This window comes from Pseudomonas sp. P110(2024), assembly GCF_057480795.1.
In genome coordinates, this window is sequence record NZ_JBLIYT010000006.1 from 104,814 (window position 1) to 126,704 (window position 21,891).

General features: G+C 63.2%; 17 protein-coding genes and 1 tRNA gene. 16 read left to right on the top strand and 2 right to left on the bottom strand.

Translation table 11 applies throughout. The features are described from left to right. Positions 1-4 precede the first annotated feature (4 nt). Positions 5-1,054 carry a tRNA preQ1(34) S-adenosylmethionine ribosyltransferase-isomerase QueA gene (queA, locus tag AC25ND_RS11100; protein ID WP_028689579.1) on the bottom strand — a complete coding sequence of 350 codons (1,050 nt, stop codon included), beginning with the start codon at positions 1,052-1,054 and terminating at the stop codon, positions 5-7. Positions 1,055-1,163: 109 nt separating this feature from the next. Between queA and AC25ND_RS11105 the strand changes: the two genes are divergently transcribed. The 6 genes from AC25ND_RS11105 (at position 1,164) to AC25ND_RS11130 (ending at position 6,327) form a co-directional block, all read left to right on the top strand. Beyond that, positions 1,164-1,248: transfer RNA gene (locus tag AC25ND_RS11105), tRNA-Leu, on the top strand. A 191-nt stretch (positions 1,249-1,439) separates the two neighbouring features. After that, complete coding sequence (locus AC25ND_RS11110) at positions 1,440-2,198, top strand: hypothetical protein (RefSeq protein WP_028689578.1); 759 nt, start codon at positions 1,440-1,442, stop codon at positions 2,196-2,198. Positions 2,199-2,510: 312 nt separating this feature from the next. Further along, the gene (locus AC25ND_RS11115; protein WP_280063409.1) at positions 2,511-3,572 is read left to right on the top strand and encodes a hypothetical protein; all 1,062 of its coding nucleotides are present in this window, start codon (positions 2,511-2,513) and stop codon (positions 3,570-3,572) included. 606 nt (positions 3,573-4,178) lie between these two features. Continuing rightward, the gene (gene abiEi / locus AC25ND_RS11120) at positions 4,179-4,628 is read left to right on the top strand and encodes a type IV toxin-antitoxin system AbiEi family antitoxin (RefSeq protein ID WP_486976304.1); all 450 of its coding nucleotides are present in this window, start codon (positions 4,179-4,181) and stop codon (positions 4,626-4,628) included. Positions 4,629-4,756: 128 nt separating this feature from the next. Continuing rightward, positions 4,757-5,236, top strand: a complete 480-nt coding sequence (locus AC25ND_RS11125) for a GNAT family N-acetyltransferase (protein ID WP_028689575.1) — start codon at positions 4,757-4,759, stop codon at positions 5,234-5,236. A gap of 200 nt (positions 5,237-5,436) precedes the next feature. Continuing rightward, positions 5,437-6,327, top strand: a complete 891-nt coding sequence (locus tag AC25ND_RS11130) for a bestrophin family protein (protein WP_028689574.1) — start codon at positions 5,437-5,439, stop codon at positions 6,325-6,327. Between the two features lie 15 nt (positions 6,328-6,342). Here the strand turns inward: AC25ND_RS11130 and AC25ND_RS11135 are convergent, their stop codons facing one another. Further along, complete coding sequence (locus tag AC25ND_RS11135) at positions 6,343-7,461, bottom strand: polysaccharide deacetylase family protein (protein WP_486976305.1); 1,119 nt, start codon at positions 7,459-7,461, stop codon at positions 6,343-6,345. Positions 7,462-7,610: 149 nt separating this feature from the next. On the opposite strand from AC25ND_RS11135, the gene yaaA reads away from it, so the two are divergent. The 10 genes from yaaA to AC25ND_RS11185 all read left to right on the top strand — a co-directional run bounded on the left by yaaA (position 7,611) and on the right by AC25ND_RS11185 (position 21,885). Beyond that, complete coding sequence (gene yaaA, locus AC25ND_RS11140; protein WP_028689572.1) at positions 7,611-8,390, top strand: peroxide stress protein YaaA; 780 nt, start codon at positions 7,611-7,613, stop codon at positions 8,388-8,390. Positions 8,391-9,164: 774 nt separating this feature from the next. After that, positions 9,165-10,481, top strand: a complete 1,317-nt coding sequence (locus tag AC25ND_RS11145) for a nucleotide sugar dehydrogenase (protein WP_096048667.1) — start codon at positions 9,165-9,167, stop codon at positions 10,479-10,481. A gap of 71 nt (positions 10,482-10,552) precedes the next feature. Continuing rightward, positions 10,553-12,034, top strand: coding sequence for a glycosyltransferase family 2 protein (locus AC25ND_RS11150; protein WP_062364571.1), 1,482 nt, complete (start codon positions 10,553-10,555; stop codon positions 12,032-12,034). Positions 12,035-12,068: 34 nt separating this feature from the next. Next, entirely contained in the window at positions 12,069-13,235 is a 1,167-nt protein-coding gene (locus AC25ND_RS11155) for an alginate biosynthesis protein Alg44 (RefSeq protein ID WP_028689569.1), read from the top strand. Positions 13,236-13,242: 7 nt separating this feature from the next. Next, positions 13,243-14,691, top strand: coding sequence for an alginate biosynthesis TPR repeat lipoprotein AlgK (gene algK / locus AC25ND_RS11160; protein ID WP_486972150.1), 1,449 nt, complete (start codon positions 13,243-13,245; stop codon positions 14,689-14,691). Further along, complete coding sequence (locus tag AC25ND_RS11165; protein WP_486976306.1) at positions 14,688-16,166, top strand: alginate export family protein; 1,479 nt, start codon at positions 14,688-14,690, stop codon at positions 16,164-16,166. Before algK ends, AC25ND_RS11165 begins: the two co-directional genes overlap by 4 nt. 18 nt (positions 16,167-16,184) lie before the next feature. Beyond that, complete coding sequence (gene algG / locus AC25ND_RS11170; RefSeq protein WP_062364575.1) at positions 16,185-17,741, top strand: mannuronan 5-epimerase AlgG; 1,557 nt, start codon at positions 16,185-16,187, stop codon at positions 17,739-17,741. Between the two features lie 13 nt (positions 17,742-17,754). Then, positions 17,755-19,200, top strand: a complete 1,446-nt coding sequence (locus AC25ND_RS11175) for an alginate O-acetyltransferase (protein ID WP_028689565.1) — start codon at positions 17,755-17,757, stop codon at positions 19,198-19,200. A gap of 7 nt (positions 19,201-19,207) precedes the next feature. Next, positions 19,208-20,308: a mannuronate-specific alginate lyase gene (locus tag AC25ND_RS11180; protein ID WP_062364580.1), complete on the top strand. Its 1,101-nt coding sequence runs from the start codon at positions 19,208-19,210 to the stop codon at positions 20,306-20,308. Between the two features lie 119 nt (positions 20,309-20,427). Further along, positions 20,428-21,885, top strand: coding sequence for an MBOAT family O-acyltransferase (locus AC25ND_RS11185; protein WP_028689563.1), 1,458 nt, complete (start codon positions 20,428-20,430; stop codon positions 21,883-21,885). Positions 21,886-21,891: the final 6 nt, after the last annotated feature.

Sequence of the window (21,891 nt, forward strand, 5' to 3'; positions counted from 1 at the left end):
CGACTCATGCTTGATCCTCTGGGCCGCGTGGCGCCGGATTGCGGGTGATGAACATGGCATCACCGTAACTGAAGAAACGGTACCCGTTCTCGACCGCCGCCGCGTAGGCGGCCATGGTCTCGGGGTAACCGGCGAAGGCCGAGACCAGCATCAGCAGCGTGGACTCCGGCAGGTGGAAGTTGGTGACCAGGCAATCGACCACATGGAACGGCCGGCCCGGGAAGATGAAGATGTCCGTGTCGCCACTGAAGGCCTTGAGCTCGCCATCGCGCGCGGCGCTTTCCAGCGAACGCACGCTGGTGGTGCCCACGGCGATCACCCGGCCGCCACGGGCGCGGCACGCGGCCACGGCGTCGACCACGTCCTGGCTCACTTCGAGCCACTCTTTATGCATGGTGTGGTCTTCGATCTTGTCGACCCGCACCGGCTGGAAGGTGCCGGCGCCCACATGCAGGGTGACGAAGGCGCGCTCGACGCCCTTGGCGGCGATCTTCGCCAGCAACTCTTCGTCGAAATGCAGGCCGGCGGTGGGCGCGGCCACGGCGCCGGCGCGCTCGGCGTAGACGGTCTGGTAGCGCTCGCGGTCGGCGCCCTCGTCGGGACGGTCGATGTACGGCGGCAGCGGCATGTGACCGACGCGCTCGAGCAGCGGCAGCACCTCTTCGCTGAAGCGCAGTTCGAACAGCGTGTCGTGGCGCGCGACCATCTCGGCCTCGCCTCCGCCGTCGATGAGGATCTGCGTGCCTTCTTTCGGCGCCTTGCTGGCGCGCACGTGGGCCAGCACGCGGTGGCTGTCGAGCACGCGCTCGACCAGCACTTCCAGCTTGCCGCCGGAGGCTTTCTGGCCGAACAGGCGCGCCGGGATCACCCGGGTGTTGTTGAACACCATCAGGTCGCCGGGGCGCAGGTAGTCGAGCAGGTCGGTGAACTGCTTGTGGGCCAGTTCGCCGCTGGGGCCATCGAGCACCAGCAGGCGGCTGCCATGACGCTCGGCCAGTGGATGGCGGGCGATCAAGGAATCGGGGAGTTCGAAAGAAAAATCGGCGACGCGCATGATGATGTTCGGGTTCGACAGGGCCGGGAAGTTTAGCCCAATGCGTGAAAATTGACCATGAAAGCCGATTGACCGCCTTTGGCGACCTCTCTATACTGCGGCGCCACAAGCCCTGATGGCGGAATTGGTAGACGCGGCGGATTCAAAATCCGTTTTCGAAAGGAGTGGGAGTTCGAGTCTCCCTCGGGGCACCAAGATCCAGAAAAAACCGACCTTATGGTCGGTTTTTTTGTGCCTGCAAATCAGTGCATCCGTCGATGTGCTCGATCCCTCGTCTTTTCATCCCCTCCCTCGGTCATGCGCTTTACCAAAACCGTTTCAGATGCCGATAATGTCAGTTTGCAATCAGCCTAGCGCTTTATCCCAGCCTCGAAACGGAGTTCGCATGATCCAGGCAGAACAGACCTTGCCTTCCACACGTAGCAGCCGAATCACATCTCTCGTGGCCAAGGTAATGACAGGGATAGGTGTACTGCTCGGCGGCATGTGGGCTGTCATCACTTACCTGGTGCCTGATCCCAGCGTGTTTGGCTTTGGCTTCATCAACTGGCGCAATATCGTGCTGCTGGTGAGTACCTTCACGCTGCTTGGCAGCCTGTCGATCTGCTGGCAGATGCGCAACCTGCCCAAAGTACTGCACGGCACGCTGCTGACCTTCCTGATCGCCGCGGTCTCGTTCATTTTCTTCATTCTGGGTACGGAGTATGCGAAGCCTTCCTTCGAGTTCGCCAAGGTGCAATCGACCGTGGTCGAAAACGAAGGCAACAACCTGCTTGGCAAGCGCCTTGAGGTGGTGGATGACGTCAGGTTCGAACTGATCGGTTGCGAGAACATTGGCCGCTTCCCCAACTGCACCTTCGAGCTGACCAACCAGGGCATGGACCGTGATTTCCGCTTCGATAACGCTTCCCGCCTGTTCGACGAAGCAGGCGCCCCGTTGCGTGTCGGCGAAATGCGCGTAGGCCAGCAACGCAACAATCCATGGGGTGAGTTCCAGCTGATTCGTACTGTGCCCACCCGTGTCACGTTGGTTTTCCAGGAAGCTGATCGCAAGATCGAGCGCTCGCCATCCATCAAGCTCATCTTCCGTACTCGCATGAATGAAGAGCAGGCACTCAAGTTCAATGAAGTTTCGCTGAAGTGAATCAGGCGGCTGATAGCCGTACGAGTGATGCGATATACCTGTAGGTAGGCTCTCTCGGACATCAGGACTCGCAAAGAACCGACCTTATGGTCGGTTTTTTTGCGCCTGCAATTGGCAGCTGCCCTTCCCTCAGCTCTCGCCATTGCCTCGCACCTGGCAAAAATGCCAGTTACCCCGGCTCGAGACAATGGGTATGTTGACCGTGAAGGACGCAATCAGGCGCCCAACTGCCAGGGTATCAAGCGCATGTGTACACGGAACGTATCCATCCTGTTAGCAGGCGTGCTGTGCTGCCTGTCCACGACCAGCGTCATGGCCGTCACCGCCGAGTCGGTGCAACACTTTATCGCCCCCTGCTTCAGCCCTGTACAGAAGGTCAATTGCGAGGTGTCCGGAGTTGTGCGCAGCGGTGCCGGGTTGATCCTCGTGAATGACAAGCGCATGCCCACCCCCGCTGGCTCCGCAGTGTTCACGATGCAGCTCAAGGACGACCTGGCCATCGGCCCTCCGACCTACTTGGAAAACCAGGTCTTGAGCCAGGCTGACAAATACGAAGCCCTGACCACCACCCTGGACGGCAAATTCGTCATCGCCAGTACTGCATTCAACAAGGAAGGCACCCTCGATAATCCCGGGCTCGATGTGCTCAATACCTTGGTGTACTGGCCTGTAATCGCGCCGGACCAGGCCAAGGTCCTGTCACCCTCAACGCGAGGCGGTATCACCAGCTCGCGCGAACTGCGGGAAAAGATCTTCAAGGCGATCGACTTGCACAAACAGCAGGAAGGAGGCGCCCAGTCGCCCGCCACGTCTTATTTCCAGGTCGAAGCACTGACAACCGCCCCCGACGACACCTTGTTGATCGGCCTGCGCAAGTACGGTCAGGACAGCAAGACGGCCACTTTCTCATTCCTGCTGCTCTCGGTTTCGTTGAAGCCGCTCGATGGAGAACTGATGCTGGGCGATGCGTTCAAGGTCATCCTGGACCTCACACCCGACAAACTCGCGCGTGAACTGGGACTGCCCGACGGCTCGCTTGCGGAGCTTGGACTGTCAGGCATCGAGTTCGACCGTTACAACAATGACCGTTTCTATGCCGTCACCAGCTTCGAAAAAGGCGATGTCCTCGGTGGTTACCTGTGGATGCTACCTCTGGAAAAAGGCGCTGCAGGACAGCCACAACCCGTCAGAGGCAAGGATGGAGCACCGATAAAGTTCGCCAACAAGCCGGAAGGTGTCGAAGTACTCGATCAGCACCGAGTATTGGTCGTACACGATGATGATCGGGTCAAGGTGAAGGACGACGAAAACGGCAGCGTGCGCAAGGACTACGAGTTTACCTACAGTGTCATCAACCTCGCGCCAACGCAGTAGGTCTTGTATGCCAGGGCGCCAAGAGGCATGAAGCCTTGCTCACCGTAGCGACTCAGTGACCCACAGCCTGTACGGCAGAGAACCACTGGCTATGCCCGGCTCATCCGCCGATGGATTTTTAAGCTGCCTATACGGCAGTGAACCCGGAACAATTTCAAGCAGCCTTGGAGAGAATTATCTGAGCTGCCTACACGGCAGCTCAGATAATGATCGCAGAAGCCTGTTCCATGGCTGATTTGTTCACTGCCGCGTAGCAACTCAAAACTCGACCAGGTACGCAATAGCCGCCAGCGCCTTTTTCTAAGCTGACTACACGGGTGAGCGAGGGGAACAGGGCTGCAACCAAGTGAGAATTTCTGAGTGCCCCTTACAACAGCCCAGAAAACCTTCGCCGCTAGCCCCCTTCCTGTACAGAAAATCACACAAAGTACAACTTACTGTGTAGCCAGAGCTGCCGCTCTACACTAAGTTCCACAAACCGTGACTTTCTGTTGATCGATCCATGCCTGCGCAGCCGCTTCAGTACCTCTATCGAAGCCTGCACCACCTCGCCACGCCCCAGCGCTATCTGTTCACGCCAGCGGATATGCGTGCCCTGGTGCCCGCTTGTCCGACGGCGCCTATCGCTCGCTGCTGAGCAGGGCGTCCAGCGACAGCATCCTGATCAGGGCGTGCAGGGGGCTTTACCTCTTCACTCCGGCCAAACCCAACCCTGGGCTCGTGCTCTATCACACCGCGGCCCGCTTGCGAGCTGACAACCTCAACTACATCAGCCTCGAGTGCGCCCTCAGCGATATCGGAGTGATCTCTCAGGTACCACAGAACTGGCTGACTATCATGTCGTCAGGACGAAGCCAGACCATAAGCTGCGCAGCTTTCGGCACGGTCGAGTTCGTCCATACCACCCGTACCGCTCTCGAACTCAACGGCCAACTCGACTACGACGACCGCTGCCGCCTATGGCGCGCCAAAGCCTCGCTGGCCTTGGCCGACATGAAGCGGACCAGACGCAATCTGGAGCTGATCGACTGGAAAACGGCCAATGAACTTGTTTGATCGACTTGTCCTGCACGCCCTGGGCAACACACCTGAGGTCGCTTCACTGTAAGCAGCCTGCCCAGAATTGACATCCCGCTATCAGTTGCACAGGGTTGGCATTTTCTCAAAACTGCGGAACATCATCCATGCCACTTAGCCATCGACCCGTTCGCCCTGCCGACATCGCCACGCTCTGCGACTTCCCTCAAGGCCCGGACGAACTGTTCTATATGTTCCCCAAAGCCACCTACCCGCTCACTCCCGCGCAACTGAGCGAAGCCATCGCCCAGCGCAGCGGCTCGACGGTGGTCGAAATCGACGGGGTGATCGTTGGCTTCGCCAATTTCTACAAGGCCGAGTATGAAGGCGTCTGCGCACTGGGTAATGTGGTTGTAGCCCCAACTGCGCGGGGTCAGGGCGTGGCACGTTATCTGGTGCAGTGCATGATCGACTTGGCTCTCCAAGCCTTTGCGGCGCGGGAGGTCTGGGTGTCGTGTTTCAATCACAACACCGCAGGGCTGCTGCTTTATCCACAGCTGGGTTTTGTGCCGTTCGGGATCCAGGAGCGGCGGGCGCCGGATGGGTCCCGGGTAGCGCTGGTGCAGATGAAGCAGGAGTTGAGCTGAGGTTGAGGTGATTTACGTGTGTGCGGTGTGGCCTGGATTGGGGCTGCGTTGCAGCCCTTCGCGGGGCAAGTCCGCCTAAAATCGCCCGCGCAACCTTTGAGCGATCGGTAAATTCCCGTTACACCCTGCGACGAATCCCACCGAACCTTGCCCCTCCCGCGACGTCGGAACCTGCATCCCCCGCATCGAGGTTCCCCCACGTGAACGCCCTCCTCGCCCGCAAATTCCGCCTGGTGGTCAAGACCTTCGGCTACATCGGCTGGTCGCTGTTCTGGCTGTTGATCTGGGACGTGCTGGTCACCATCGACTTCATGCTGTTCTTCAACAGCAAGTTCAGCCTGCCGCTGATCCCGCTCACCCTGCTGGGCTCGGCGCTGGTGGTGCTGGTGAGCTTTCGCAACAGCAGCGCCTACAACCGCTGGTGGGAGGCGCGCACGCTATGGGGGGCGCTGGTGAACAGCTCGCGCAGCTTCGCCCGGCAGGTGCTGACGCTGGTCGATGATCCGGTCGATGGGCCGAACCCGGTGAAGGCGACCTTGCTGCGCCGGCATATCGCCTACGTGAACTGCCTGGCGGCGCACCTCAAGGGCGAGCAGTGCCCGGATGAGCTGATGGCCTTCATACCGCCCGGGGAGTTCGAGCGGCGCAATCGTTCGAACAATTTCGCCAATGATATCCTCGGCGGCTCGGCGGCCTTGCTGGCCCAGGAGTACCAGGCCGGTCGGCTGGACAGCATTCGCCTGGCGCGGCTGGAATCGACCCTGGTGGACATGTCCAACGCCCAGGGCGGGATGGAGCGGATCGCCAATACGCCGCTACCCTACCCTTATGTGTACTTCCCGCGGCTGTTCATCACGTTGTTCTGCCTGATCGTGCCGGTGGGGCTGGTGGAGTCGCTAGGCTGGTTCACGCCGCTGGCCTCGACGGTGGTCGGCTTCATGCTGCTGGCCATCGAGCGGATCGGCACGGACCTGCAGAGCCCGTTCCGCTTCAGCGAGCACCAGATCCCGATGGACACGATCTGCGAGACGATCGAACGCAACCTGGAGTCGATGCAACGGGAGGCGCAATGCGGCGCCTTGGCGCACTGATCCGCCCGCCCTTCTTTATTCCCGCCGGGCGTACTCCCGGCAATCCTCCCAGCCGATTCCGCTCTGGGCCGTGTGCTGCAGCAACCACTCCAGCGCCGGCTGCGCCTTGGGCTGGTTGTCGCGGAACTGGATCACGCCCTTGCGCCACAGCAGCATCAGCGTCAGCACCCGCTGTGCCGAGGCCTCGGCGGTCAGCGGCCCGTCATCCTGGGCATCGATGTCCCACAACGATACCCGCAACTGCTGGCTGTCCATGAACGCCTCGCCATCGGCGCGGCGCTGGCCGTAGGGCGGGCGGAACAAGGGCACGTACTGCTCCGCCAGGTCGGCCTGGACCCGTGCCTGGCTGCGTCGTAGCGAATCCTGCCAGTCCTGCCACTGGGCGTGGGAGCGGTACTCCCAACCCTGGATACCCACGCACTGGCCGGCATACAGCTCATCCACCGGGCCGGCGTCGCGACGTTGCTGCAGACGATTGCCGAGCACGAAGAAAATCCCGTCGAGCTTTTGCCGCCTCAGGTAGTCGGCCACCGCATCGGTGCTGCCGCCCTGCGGCCCCGGGCCGCCAACGAAGGTCAGGAGGAACATCCGGTCGTTGAGTGCCTCGCCATTGCGCTCGCGGCTGGATAGCTTGGCCACCTCGCTGGTGGTCTGCGGGAAAAGCGCGGCCTTGCGCAACTGCTCATCCAGGTACCGCGTGTGGAACTGGTGACTAGGTTCGACCCATCCTGCATAGAACGTGCCGACATCCTCGGCGAAAACGGCGGACTGCGTGCGCAGGTCGGCCATGGAATCGACCGGGTAGCAGAACGAGGCATCCTGCTCGCAACTCTTCTGCGCCTGTTGATAACTTGTCCACAGGCGCTGCCACAGACGTGCCCTTACGGCCCGCACGACGGTCAGGTTGACCTGGCGCAGGCCGAGCCGGGCCGTCAACGCCTGCTCGTCGAGCATCTCGCTTTCGTGCAGCACCCGGGCGAACGACAGGATCTCCGCCCGCGATGCCACGTCGAACAGCGTCGGGCTGTCCAGCTGCTCAGGCCACAGCGCTCGATCGAAACTGACGAAATCCGCCGGGGCCGCCTGCGCGCCCAGGCTGAGCAGCCCGGCGAACAGGGCAAACGCGATACGCACGATGAGCAATCTCCTTGAAGGCATGGCGCGCACTATAACGCGACCAACCGCGGTTTAATGTGGCGATGTTCGGTGACTATCGTCGCCATAGTTTGGCGTTGTGCCAGCGGCCCCGTAGAATTCGCCCGACGATTCCAGGAGCCGACCCGATGCTGACGGTGATTTCCCCCGCCAAGACCCTCGACTACGACACCCCGCCGGTAACCCAGCGCCACACCCTGCCCCAGTACCTGGACGATTCCCAGGAACTGATCGGGCAACTGCGCGAACTGGCGCCGGCGCAGATCGCCGAGCTGATGCACCTCTCCGACAAGCTCGCCGGCCTCAACGCCGCCCGCTTCGGCAGCTGGACCCCGGACTTCACCCCGGCCAACGCCAAGCAGGCACTGCTGGCGTTCAAGGGCGACGTGTACACCGGGCTCGACGCCGAGAGCCTTAGCGAGGACGACTTCAGCTACGCCCAGGACCACCTGCGCATGCTCTCGGGCCTGTACGGCCTGCTGCGCCCGCTGGACCTGATGCAGCCCTACCGCCTGGAAATGGGTACCAAGCTGGCCAATGCCCGTGGCAAGGACCTGTACGCCTTCTGGGGCACGCGCATCAGCGAGTGGCTGAACCAGGCACTGGCCGACCAGGGTGACGACGTGCTGCTGAACCTGGCCAGCAACGAGTACTTCAGCGCGGTGAAGAAGAGCGCGCTCAAGGCGCGGGTGATCGATGTCGACTTTAAGGACCTGAAGAACGGCCAGTACAAGATCATCAGCTTCTACGCCAAGAAGGCCCGCGGAATGATGAGCCGCTTCGTGATCCAGGAGCGGATCAACGATCCGGAGCAGCTCAAGCGCTTTGATGTGCAGGGGTACTACTACAGCGCCGAGCAGTCGAAGCCGGATCATCTGGTGTTCCTGCGCGATCACGCTGAGGGTTGATGGCCCCGGGGGCTGCTTCGCAGCCCCACCCCACCCTTGCCCTGCAACGGGGCACGCGCTCACCCTTGAATTCGCCAAATTACAGACGCCAAAAAACCAACAGTCCTATCCATATTGCAAAACGCCATAAGACCGTTCGTAGTTTTTTGACGAAAATTGAAAAAATTTTTCGCATGATGGCCTAAAACCATCCCCCTGCGATTTCGCCCTTTATATACGGGGACGAAACTGCCGCGTGCTATCAGATTGAAAGTATTTCCCTCTGAAAAAATATTTAGAAATCTTTCATGGTGACGAAACCGCCCCCGGAACTTCTGCCAAGGGAGATGGCTCATAGCACCCGTAACGCGTTTCAAGCGCCCGGCGTGAGAGATGACTTACAGATGACAAAGGGCCGCCATTCTCAACCGGCCCGAAAACTTCAACGGCGGTACAGGAAGTGCCAAAAGCCATTATCCATGCAGGAGACAAGCGCCCCTAAAATTCGTCCTAGTGGTTGATTTCAAAGGATTTATCCACTTGAAAAAACAAGCACAGCACTTCACCAGCGGTGAATTGCAATAACGACGGCTGCATTTCAGGGCACGCCATTTTTAATATTGGCCTTTGACTGCCAACTTTGAGTGCATAACTTCTGCGCTCCGGATTTATTCATGCCTGCGTTCGGTGAAGTGTCAATTCGCCATGGATCCGTGCGCCCGAAAACTGCTGGTCAATCAACCCAGTCGGCTCTTCGCTGAAGGGCTGACGTGATAAACACATGAGGTGAATGCGATGCGTATCAGCATCTTTGGTTTGGGTTATGTGGGTGCAGTCTGTGCAGGTTGCCTGTCGGCACGAGGCCATGACGTGATTGGTGTGGACGTTTCCAGCACCAAGATCGACCTGATCAACCAGGGCAAGTCGCCCATCGTCGAACCGGGCCTCGAAGAACTGCTGCAACAGGGCATCGCCAACGGCCGCCTGCGCGGCACCACCGACTTCGCCGAAGCCATCCGCGCCAGCGACGTGTCGATGATCTGCGTGGGCACGCCGAGCAAGAAGAACGGCGACCTGGGCCTGGAATACATCGAGTCGGTATGCCGCGAGATCGGCTACGTGCTGCGCGACAAGGCCAGCCGTCACACCGTGGTGGTGCGCAGCACCGTGCTGCCGGGCACCGTGAAGAACGTGGTCATCCCGATTCTGGAAGACTGCTCGGGCAAGAAGGCCGGCGTCGACTTCGGCGTCGCGGTCAACCCGGAGTTCCTGCGCGAAAGTACCGCGATCAAGGACTACGACCAGCCGCCGATGACCGTCATCGGCGAACTGGACAGCGCCAGCGGCGACGTGCTGCAGGCCCTGTACGAAGAGCTCGACGCACCGATCATCCGCAAGCCGGTCGAAGTGGCCGAGATGATCAAGTACACCTGCAACGTCTGGCACGCGACCAAGGTCACCTTCGCCAACGAGATCGGCAACATCGCCAAGGCCGCAGGCGTCGATGGCCGCGAGGTGATGGACGTGGTCTGCCAGGACAAGGCGCTGAACCTGTCGCAGTACTACATGCGCCCAGGCTTCGCCTTCGGCGGTTCGTGCCTGCCGAAGGACGTGCGCGCCCTCACCTACCGCGCCGCCAGCCTCGACGTGCGCGCCCCGCTGCTCGACTCGCTGATGCGCAGCAACGAATCCCAGGTGCAGAACGCCTTTGACATCATCGAGAGCCACGACAAGCGCAAGGTCGCCCTGCTCGGCCTTTCGTTCAAGGCCGGCACCGACGACCTGCGCGAAAGCCCGCTGGTGGAGCTGGCCGAACGCCTGATCGGCAAGGGCTACCAGCTCGACATCTACGACCAGAACGTCGAGTACGCCCGTGTCCACGGCGCCAACAAGGACTACATCGAGTCGAAGATCCCCCACGTTTCCTCCTTGCTCAACGCCAACTTCGAGCAGGTGGTGGACAACGCCGAGATCATCATCCTGGGCAACCGTGACGAGCAGTTCCGCGCCCTGGCCCAGCAGGCACCGGAAGGCAAGCAGGTGATCGACCTGGTCGGTTTCATGAGCAAGCCGACCTGCGCCACCAGCCGCACCGAAGGTATCTGCTGGTAAACCCGGCCGGGCGGCGCGTCCCTCCCCAGCGCGCCGCTCGACCTCCCCCGAATTCTCGACGGATGCCGAACATGCAAAGGTTCCAGACCATGCTGCTGCAATGCGCCGGCTGGCTGCTCTACATGAGCCTGCTCATGCTGATCGCCCTGGCCCTGCCCAGCGACATCTTCGACTCGCAGTCGAAGCACTTCATCTTCCTGGTCGGTGCCGTCGGCATCTGGCGTTACTCCATGGGCGCCACCCATTTCATCCGCGGCATGATCTTCCTGTACATCGTGTACCCCTACCTGCGCCGCAAGGTGCGCAAGCTGGGCCAGGCGGCCGACCCGTCGCACGTGTACCTGATGGTCACCAGCTTTCGTATCGAGGCCCTGACCACCGCCCAGGTGTACAGCTCGGTGATCCGCGAGGCCATCGACTGCGGCTTCCCCACCACCGTGGTCTGCTCGCTGGTGGAGAAGTCCGACGAGCTGCTGGTGAAAAGCCTGTGGGCCAAGTACAACCCACCGTCCCACGTGACTCTGGACATCGTGCGCATCGCCGGCACCGGCAAGCGTGACGGCCTGGCCTATGGTTTCCGCGCCATCTCGCGGATGCTGCCGGACGAAAACGCCGTGGTGGCGGTGATCGACGGCGACACTGTGCTGGCCGAGGGCGTGGTGCGCAAGACCGTGCCATGGTTCGGCCTGTACCCCAACGTCGGTGGCCTGACCACCAACGAGTTCTGCGAAGTGCGCGGCGGCTACATCATGAGCGAGTGGCACAAGCTGCGCTTCGCCCAGCGCCACATCAACATGTGCTCCATGGCCCTGTCCAAGCGCGTGCTGACCATGACCGGGCGCATGTCGATGTTCCGCGCAAGCGTGGTGACCAACCCCGAGTTCATCGCCGACGTCGAGAGCGACTCGCTGATGCACTGGCGCCTGGGCCGCTTCAAGTTCCTCACCGGCGACGACAAGTCCAGCTGGTTCAGCCTGATGCGCCTGGGCTACGACACCTTCTACGTGCCCGATGCCGCGATCAACACGGTCGAGCACCCGCCGGAAAAAAGCTTCATCAAGGCCAGCCGCAAGCTGATGTACCGCTGGTACGGCAACAACCTGCGGCAGAACTCCCGTGCCCTGGGCCTGGGCCTCAAGCGCCTGGGACTGTTCACCAGCATCGTGCTGCTCGACCAGCGCGTGTCGATGTGGACCAGCCTGCTGGGCCTGACCGTGGCGGTGATCGCCAGCTTCAAGTTCGGCCTGCAGTTCCTGCTGGTGTACCTGCTGTGGATCGGCATCACCCGGCTGATCCTCACCGTCATGCTGCTGTGCTCGGGCCACAACGTCGGCCCGGCCTACCCGCTGATCCTCTATTACAACCAGATCGTCGGCGCGGTGATGAAGATCTACGTGTTCTTCCGCCTCGACAAGCAGTCCTGGACCCGCCAGCCCACTGCCCTCAAGCGCGACCTCGCAAGTTTTCAACAATGGTTCAACACCTGGTCCTCGCGGACCATGACCTTCTCGGCCGCGAGCATCTTCGTCGCCGTGCTGTTCATGGTCGTGTGAGCCCCCGGATCGGACAACAGGAACGAATATCGCCATGAATACCGCCGTGAACGTCAATGTCGTGCATGAATCCGAAGCGCAGCGCCAGCACGCCCGGGTGCGCATCCCCGCCAAGCTGCGCTACCTGGATGGCAACCGCGAAGCGCAGGAGGTGAAGGTTGACGACCTGTCCGCCGGAGGCCTGTCCTTCCACGCGAAGAAACCACTGCCGGAAGGCGAAGTGCTGCGCGGTCGCCTGCAGTTCGTGGTCGACAACCTCGGCCTGTCGATGGACGTCGAACTGCTGGTGCGTACCAGCAGCCGCGAGACCGGCCGCACCGGTACCGAGTTCCAGAACCTCGAGCCGCGCGACATCGCCACCCTGCGCCACATCATCACCAGCCACCTGTCCGGCGAGCTGATCAGCGTCGGCGATGTGCTCAGTACCCTGCAGCGCGACAACTTCACCAAGGCGCGCAAGCAGAAGGACGGTGGCTCCGGTCTTTCCGCCTTCGGCCGCCTGCGTGCGGTCACCGTGACCGCCGGGGTGTTCGTGGTCGGCCTGGTGGCCTTCGGCTTCGTCGCCAAGTCGCTGTACGGCCTGTATTTCGTCAGCCATGCCGAGGCCGGCGTGGTCGCGGTGCCCACCACCAACGTCACCATGCCCCGCGACGGCAGTCTGCAAAGCCTGGTGGAGAACGGCGCGACCGTGGCCAAGGGCGCGCCGCTGGCGACCTTCAACACCAGCATGCTCGACCTGCTCAAGGGCCATCTGGACGACGCTCAGCTGGAGCCGGCCAAGGTCGAGGAACTGTTCGGCAAGCAGCTCTCCGGCACCCTCACCAGCCCGTGCGACTGCGTGGTCTCGCGCCAGCTGGTGGATGACGGCCAGTACGCCAGCAAGGGCCAGCCGGTGTTCGCGCTGATCCCGCGCACCAGCGTCCCGACCATCGAGGCGCGCTTCAGCTATCGCCAGTTCGACGAAGTGAAGCCGGGTACCCAGGTCAACTTCCAGATCGCCGGCGAGGACGAAGTGCGCACCGGGCGGATCACCGGTAGCTCCAGCCTGGACACCGACAACCTGGCCTCCGACATCCGCGTGCAGATCAAGCCCGACGGCAGCCTGCCGGCCGAGCTCGCCGGGCGCCCGGCCGCGGTCAACAGCGACCGTGGCCCGTCGCTGAACTGGCTGATCGACAAGGCCGTGGCCCGTGGGCTGTAAGAGGATCATGCCGATGACCAGCAGACACCCCGGCTCCCACAGTGAGGCCTTCAGCCTCGGGTTATGCACCCTGGCCCTGGCCATCACCCTGGCTGGCTGCGCCGGCCTGCCCGACCAGCGCCTGGCCAATGAAGCGCTCAAGCGTGGCGACACCGCCACCGCCGAGCGCAACTACAAGGCTCTGGCCGACCTCGGCTATAGCGACGCCCAGATCGGCCTGGCGGACATCCAGGTCGGTACCCGCGACCCGGCCAAGCTCAAGCAAGCCGAAGCCACCTACCGCGCCGCAGCCGCCACCTCGCCCCGTGCCCAGGCGCGTCTCGGCCGCCTGCTGGTGGCCAAGCCCGACAGCACCCAGGCCGAGCGTGAAGAAGCCGAGTCGCTGCTCAAACTCGCCGCGCAACAGGGCGAAGGCAACACCCTGATCCCCTTGGCGATGCTCTACCTGCAGTACCCGCAGAGCTTCCCCAAGGTCAACGCCCAGCAGCAGATCGACCAGTGGCGCGCCGCCGGCAACCCCGAGGCGGGCCTGGCCCAGGTCCTGCTGTACCGCACCCAGGACACCTACGACCAGCACCTGGGCGATGTGGAGAAGATCTGCAAGGCGGCACTGGCCAGCACCGACATCTGCTATGTCGAACTGGCCACCGTCTACCAGAAACGCGCCCAGCCCGACCAGCAGGCTGCCCTGCTCGAACAACTCAAAGCCGCTCATGCCCGTGGCGCCGTGCCGGCCACCCGGGTCGACAGCGTCGCCCGGGTACTGGCCGACCGCAGCCTCGGCCAGACCGACGAGAAGACTGCCAAGGACCTGCTCGAGCAGGTCGCACCGGCCAACCCGGCATCCTGGGTGAGCCTGGCGCAACTGCTCTACGACTTCCCCGAGCTGGGCGACACCGACCAGCTGATGGCCTACATCGACAAGGGCCGCGAGGCCGAGCAGCCCCGCGCCGAACTGCTGCTGGGCCGGCTCTACTACGAAGGCAAGAGCGTGCCCGCCGACGCGCAGAAGGCCCAGGAACACCTGCAGGCCGCCGCCGATGCCGGCGAGGTGAGCGCCGACTACTACCTTGGCCAGCTCTACCGCCGTGGCTACCTGGGCCAGGTCGAGCCGCAGAAAGCCGTGGACCATCTGCTGGCCGCCGCCCGCGGTGGCCAGAACAGCGCCGACTACGCCCTGGCCCAGCTATTCAGCGAAGGCCACGGCATCCGCCCGGCGCCGACCAATGCCTGGGTATTCGCCCAGCTCTCACAGGTCAACCCGACCCCGCAGTCGACCGAACTGCTGCAACAGCTCGACCAGCAGCTCACGCCCGACCAGCGCAACCAGGCGCAGAACCTGCTGGCGCAGGAGAAGCAGGCGCGCGGCAGCATGGCCCGGGGCGCCAACAGCACCCTGGCCATCGAAGCGCTGCAGGACGAGAAAGACGACGTAGACGCCGAGGATTCGCTATGACGCTCAACCCCTTCGTGAAAGCCGGCATCGGCCTGGGCTTCGCCCTGCTGTGGTCGATGCCGACCCTGGCGGCCGAAACCGCGCAGAAGAACTTCGGCCTCGACGTGAAGATCACCGGCCAGTCCGAGGACGACCGCGACCTGGGCACCCGCTCCGGCGGCGACGTCAACGGCCTGGGCCTGGACCTGCGGCCCTGGGTGTACGGCGAGCGCGGCCACTGGAGCGCCTTCGCCATGGGCCAGGCGGTGGCCGCCACCGACATCATCGAGACCGACACCCTGCGCCAGAACGACGACGGCACCACCATCGACAACGGCGACGACAGCCGCAAGCCGGACAAGAGCTACCTGGCCATGCGCGAGTTCTGGATCGGCTACAGCGGCCTGACCCCCTACCCCGGCGAGCAGCTGCGTTTCGGTCGCCAGCGCCTGCGCAGCGACGACGGCATGTGGCGCGACACCAACATCGAGGCGCTGAACTGGACCTTCGACACCACCCTGCTCAAAGCCGACCTGGGCGTGGCCCAGCGCTTCAGCGAATACCGCACCGACCTCACCGAGCTAGCTCCAGAGGACAAGGACCGCACCCACGTCTACGGCAACGTCGCCACGCAGTGGACACCCGGCCACTGGGTCGGCCTGCGCGCCCACCACACTCATGATGGCGGCAGCCTGAAGAGCCCCGGCGAGACCGTCGACGCCCTCGACAAGACCCGCACGGGCGATCTGACCTGGCTGGGCCTGGAAGCCAACAGCGACGCCTACAACTGGCGCAACGACCACACCGTCAACTACTGGGGCAGCGTCACCTGGCTGACCGGCGACCGCGACACCCTCAGCAGCCAGGCGGCGGGCAACGAACAGGTCGCCACCGGTAAACAGAGCGGCGACGTCAACGCCTGGGCCACCGACCTCGGCATCCGCTTGCGCCTGGACCCGCAATGGCAGGTCGGCGCGGCCTATGCCCGGGGCAGCGGTGGTGGCGGCAGCGACGGTTCGAACAACTTCGAGCAGACCGGCCTGGAGAGCAACCGCTCCAACTTCACCGGCACCCGCTCGCGCGTGCACCGCTTCGGCGAAGCGTTCCGCGGCGAGCTGGGCAATCTGCAGGCGGCCACCCTGTTCGCCTCCTGGCAGCTGCGCGACGACTACGACGCCAGCTTCATCTACCACAAGTTCTGGCGCGTCGACGGCAAGCAGAACATCGGCTCCAGCGGCATCAACGCGGTGGTCGACGACGGCGGCATCAGCCGCCCGCTGGTGCAGGGCGAGAAAGACCTGGGCCAGGAGATGGACGTGGTCGTCACCAAGTACTTCAAGCAAGGCCTGCTGCCGGCCTCGATCAGCCAGTCGATCGACGAACCGTCGGCCTTGGTACGCCTGCGCGCCGGTGTGTTCAAGCCGGGCGACGCCTATGGCAAAGAGGCCGACTCGTACATGCACCGCGCCTTCGTCGACGTAATCTGGCGCTACTGAGGCCGGGAGAGGATAGCCATGAACCTGCACCCGAACCTTCGCCACAGCCTGCTCGCCAGCGCCCTGCTGCTGGCCGGCGGCCTTGCCCAGGCCGCCGAGCCCGAGATGGCCAAGGGGCTGCAACAGGCCAAGACCTACACCGTGTCCAGCGCGCCAATCGAGCCGCTGAAGATGGCCCCGCCCAAACTGCCTGACCTGTCCGGCTACACCGCCGAGGCCGTGCAGAAGAAGATCGACCGCCGCCACAAGGGCAAGGTCAGCGTGCGCCGCATGCTCCAGGAGGACACCCTCAAGGAGTTCATCGGCGGCGACAACAAGGGCGCCGAGTGGGTGCGTCGCCAGCACGGCATTCCCCAGGCGATCTTCGTCGACGACGGGCATGTCGACTTGGTGGAGCTGAGCAAAAAGGTACCCGACCAGTACCTGCGCGAGACCGCGCCAGGTGTCTACCTCGCCCGCCTGCCGATCGTGGTCGGGCGCAAGGGCGTGCTGGAGATCGACGGCAAGGTCAAGGAGCTGCGCCTGTCCGAAGAAGGTGGGTCGTTCATCGTCAACGACGGCAAGCTGTTTGTCAGCGACACCCAGGTGACCGGCTGGCGCGAGCAGGCCAATGGCCCGGCGACCTTCCGCAAGCCCGATGAATTCCGCCCGTTCCTGCTCAGCTGGGGCGGCACCGAGACCTATATCGTCAACAGCAAGATGGCCAGCTTCGGCTACGCCAAGTCCAAGTCGTACGGGGTGAGCATCTCGCAGTACACACCGAACATGGCCAAGCAGATGGGCCGCCCGGAACCCACCGGCTGGATCATCGGCTCCGAGTTCAGCGACATGTGGTACGGCTTCTACTGCTACGAGACCCAGGACTTCGTGATCAAGGACTCGACCTACCGCGACAACATCGTCTACGGCATCGACCCCCACGACCGTTCGCACCGCCTGATCATCGCCGGCAACACCGTGTACGGCACCAAGAAGAAGCACGGGATCATCGTTTCGCGCGAGGTCAACGACAGCTGGATCATCAACAACAAGAGCTACGACAACAAGCTCTCGGGGGTGGTGATCGACCGCAACAGCGTCAACAACCTGATCGCCTACAACGAGATCTACCGCAACCACACCGACGGCATCACCCTGTACGAGAGCGGCGACAACCTGATCTGGGGCAACAAGCTGATCAACAACCGTCGCCACGGCATCCGCGTGCGCAACAGCGTGAACATCCGCCTGTACGAAAACGTCGCCATGGCCAACGGCCTGGTGGGCGTGTACGGGCACATCAAGGACCTCTCCGACACCGACCGCGACATCGCCCTCGACCCGTTCGACACCAAGGTGTCGCTGATCGTGGTCGGCGGCGAGCTGGCGGCCAACGGCTCCGGCCCGCTGTCGATCGACTCGCCCCTGTCGGTGGAGCTGTACAAGGTGTCGATGCTGATGCCGCGCAAGGCCAACGGCATCAGCTTCAACGGCGTGCTCGGCGAGCGCCAGGACGAAATCCTCGACCTGCTGGTGCGCCAGCAGAAGGCCGTGCTGATCGACCCGGTCGAACGCCAGACCGAAATGATCGACTAAGGAAGCCCAGACCATGACTCCACACCTGATGAAACTGCTGGGCCTGTCCGCCGCCCTCCTGGCCATCAGCCAGGGCGTGCGCGCCGATGAGGTCAAGGCGCCGACCTTCAGCGCCGAGCCCTGCTGCCAGCTGTGCCCCGAGGCCCACGACGCCAGCCGCTACACCACGCGCTACCAGCAGAACTTCACCACCCTGGTGCAGGCCCAGGGCGACTGGCTGTTCCGTACCCGCGAAGACCTGCGCACCGAGTTCGACACCACCCCGGGCGGCTACAAGCGCCTGCAGCAGGTGCACGACGCCTTCAAGAAGCGCGGCGTCGAGCTGGTGGTGGTGTACCAGCCGACCCGGGGCCTGGTGAACCGCAACATGCTCAACCCCGAGGAGAAGGCCGCCTTCGATTACCAGAAGGCACTGCGCAACTACCAGGCCATGCTCCAGCGCTTCGCCAAGATGGGCTACAACGTGCCCGACCTGTCGCCGCTGACCAACGAGCAGCTGGCCGCGGCCGACCAGGGCAAGGACTTCTACTTCCGTGGCGACCAGCACTGGACGCCCTATGGCGCCGAGCGCGCGGCGAAGATCGTCGCCGACACCGTGCACCAGATGCCGGCCTTCGAAGGCATCCCGCGCAAGGAATTCGAGACCAAGAAGTCCGGCCGCATGGGCAAGACCGGCACCCTGCACAACGTCGCCGGCCAGCTGTGCGGCACCAGCTATGCGGTGCAGTACATGGACCAGTTCGCCACCGAGCCCAAGGGCGGCGCCAGCGGCGGCGACGACCTGTTCGGCGATTCGGGCAACGCGCAGATCACCCTGGTCGGCACCAGCCACAGCGGCAAGAACTACAACTTCTCGGGCTTCCTCGAGCAGTACATCGGTGCCGATGTGCTCAACGTCGCCTTCCCCGGCGGCGGCCTGGAAGGTTCGATGATCCAGTACCTGGGCAGCGAGGAGTTCCAGAACAACCCGCCGAAGATCCTGATCTGGGAGTTCTCCCCGCTCTACCGTCTCGACCAGGAAACCATCTGGCGGCAGATCCTCGGCCTGCTCGACGACGGCTGCGACGACCGACCGGCCCAGATGAGCGCCAGCGCCACCCTCAAGCCCGGCAAGAACGAGCTGATGGTCAACGGCAAGAACGGCGTGATCAAGGACCTGGTCAACCGCAACCACCAGCTCGACATCAAGTTCGAAGACACCTCGGTGAAAGTGCTGCAGGCCACCCTGTGGTACCTCAACGGCCGCCACGAGGACATCAAGATCGAGAAGCCCGAGACCTCCGACACCGATGGGCGCTTCGTCTTCCAGATGCGCGAGGACGAAGACTGGGCAGGCCAGAACCTGCTAGCCCTGGAGGTCCAGGGGCCGGAAAGCGGCACGCAGAAAGTCGAAGCCAAACTCTGCAAACGCAACAACTTCGCCAGCCCCGCGCAGCACACCGCGCAAGCTGGCCAGTGAGGCGACCATGACCACCATCAGCAGCAAGACCGCTCCCGCCCTGCTCGCCCTCGCCCTGTTCGGCGGCGCGGCGCAGGCCGCGCTGGTACCGCCCCAGGGTTACTACGAGGGCATCGAAAAGCTCAAGACAGGCGACGGCAATTTCCGCTGCGAAGCCGCGCCCAAGCCCTATACCGGCGCGCTGCAGTTTCGCAGCAAGTACGAAGGTTCGGACAAGGCCCGGGCGACGCTCAATGTCGCCTCGGAAAAAGCCTTCCGCAAATCCACCGAGGACATCACCACCCTCGAGAAAGGCGTCAGCAAGATGGTAGGCCAGTACATGCGCGACGGCCGCCCGGCACAACTGGACTGCGCCTTGACCTGGCTCGACACCTGGGCACGCGCCGATGCGCTGATGTCCACCGATTACAACCATACCGGCAAGTCCATGCGCAAATGGGCCCTGGGCAGCATGAGCGGCTCGTGGCTGCGCCTGAAGTTCTCCAACTCGCAGCCACTGGCGGCGCACCGCGCCGAAGCCGAGCAGATCGAGAAATGGTTCGTGCGCCTGGCGCGCCAGACCGTGCGCGACTGGAGCGACCTGCCGCTGGACAAGATCAACAACCACAGTTACTGGGCGGCCTGGTCGGTGATGGCCACCGCCGTCGCCACCGACCAGCAGGATCTGTTCGACTGGGCGGTGAAGGAATACAAGGTCGGCGTCAACCAGATCGACGAGCAAGGCTTCTTGCCCAACGAGGTCAAGCGCAAGCAACGCGCCCTGGCCTACCACAACTACGCCCTGCCGCCGCTGGCGATGATCGCCAGCTTCGCCCAGGCCAACGGCGTGGACCTGCGCAAGGAAAACAATTTCGCCCTGCAACGGCTTGGCGAAGGCGTGCTGGCCGGTGCCCGCGACCCTGTTCATTTCAACACCCGCGCCGGCGTGAAGCAGGACCTGAAGGACCTGAAGATCGACAGCAAGTACGCCTGGCTCGAGCCGTGGTGCGCGCTGTACCAGTGCGTCGGCGACACCCTCGAGCGCAAGCATGACATGCAGCCGTTCAACAGTTTCAGGCTGGGGGGCGATGTGACGCGGGTCTATGACCCGGGCGCAGAAAAGAAGTAAGGCCAGGGGCCGCTTTGCGGCCCATCAATGGTTTAGGCAACAAAGGTTTCCCCTGCATTTTCGCGGGGGGTTTGGGGGGCGCTGTGCCCCAGGTGCTGTGCATAACTAGGAGAACCGGGATGGTCTTCTCGTCCAACGTGTTCCTGTTCCTGTTCCTGCCGGTTTTCCTCGGCTTGTACTACGTGAGCGGGAACCGCTATCGCAACCTGCTGCTGCTGGTTGCCAGCTACATTTTCTACGCCTGGTGGCGGGTGGACTTCCTCGCCCTGTTCGCCGGGGTCACCCTGTGGAACTACTGGATCGGCCTGAAGGTCGGCGCCGCCGGCGTGCGCACCAAGCCCGCGCAGCGCTGGCTGCTGCTGGGCGTGGGCGTCGACCTGTGCATCCTCGGCTACTTCAAGTACGCCAACTTCGGCGTCGACAGCCTCAACGCGATCATGACCTCGATGGGGCTGGAGCCGTTCATCCTCACCCACGTGCTGCTGCCGATCGGCATCTCGTTCTACATCTTCGAATCGATCAGCTACATCATCGACGTGTACCGCGGCGACACCCCGGCCACCCGCAACCTGATCGACTTCGCCGCCTTCGTGGCGATCTTCCCGCACCTGATCGCCGGCCCCGTGCTGCGCTTCAAGGACCTGGTCGACCAGTTCAACAACCGCACCCATACCCTGGACAAGTTCTCCGAAGGCTGCACCCGCTTCATGCAGGGCTTCATCAAGAAAGTGTTCATCGCCGACACCCTGGCGGTGGTCGCCGACCACTGCTTCGCCCTCGAGAACCCAACCACCGGTGACGCCTGGCTCGGCGCGCTGGCCTACACCGCGCAGCTGTACTTCGACTTCTCCGGCTACAGCGACATGGCCATCGGCCTGGGCCTGATGATGGGCTTTCGCTTCATGGAGAACTTCAAGCAGCCCTACATCAGCCAGTCGATCACCGAGTTCTGGCGGCGCTGGCACATCAGCCTGTCGACCTGGCTGCGCGACTACCTGTACATCACCCTGGGCGGCAACCGCAAAGGCACCTTCAACACCTACCGCAACCTGTTCCTGACCATGCTGCTGGGCGGGCTGTGGCACGGCGCCAACTTCACCTACATCATCTGGGGCGCCTGGCACGGCCTGTGGCTGGCCATCGAGCGCGCACTGGGGCTGGACACCAACCCGCAGCGCTTCAACCCGGTGAAATGGGCCGTCACCTTCCTCCTGGTGGTGGTCGGCTGGGTGATCTTCCGCGCCGAGAACCTGCACGTGGCGGCGCGCATGTACGGCGCCATGTTCAGCTTCGGCGACTGGCAACTGTCGGAACTCAACCGCGCCAACCTCACCGGCCTGCAGGTGGCCACGCTGATCGTCGCCTACCTGAGCCTGGCGTTTTTCGGCCTGCGCGACTTCTACCGCAATGCAACGCCCGCGCCCAAGGCCACCCCGGTGCAGATCAACGCCGACGGCTCGGTGGGCCTGGACTGGACGCGGATCATGACCCGCGCCCTGGTCCTGCTGCTGTTCGCCGCCTCGGTGCTCAAGCTCTCGGCGCAGAGCTACTCACCGTTCCTGTACTTCCAGTTCTGAGGCCTG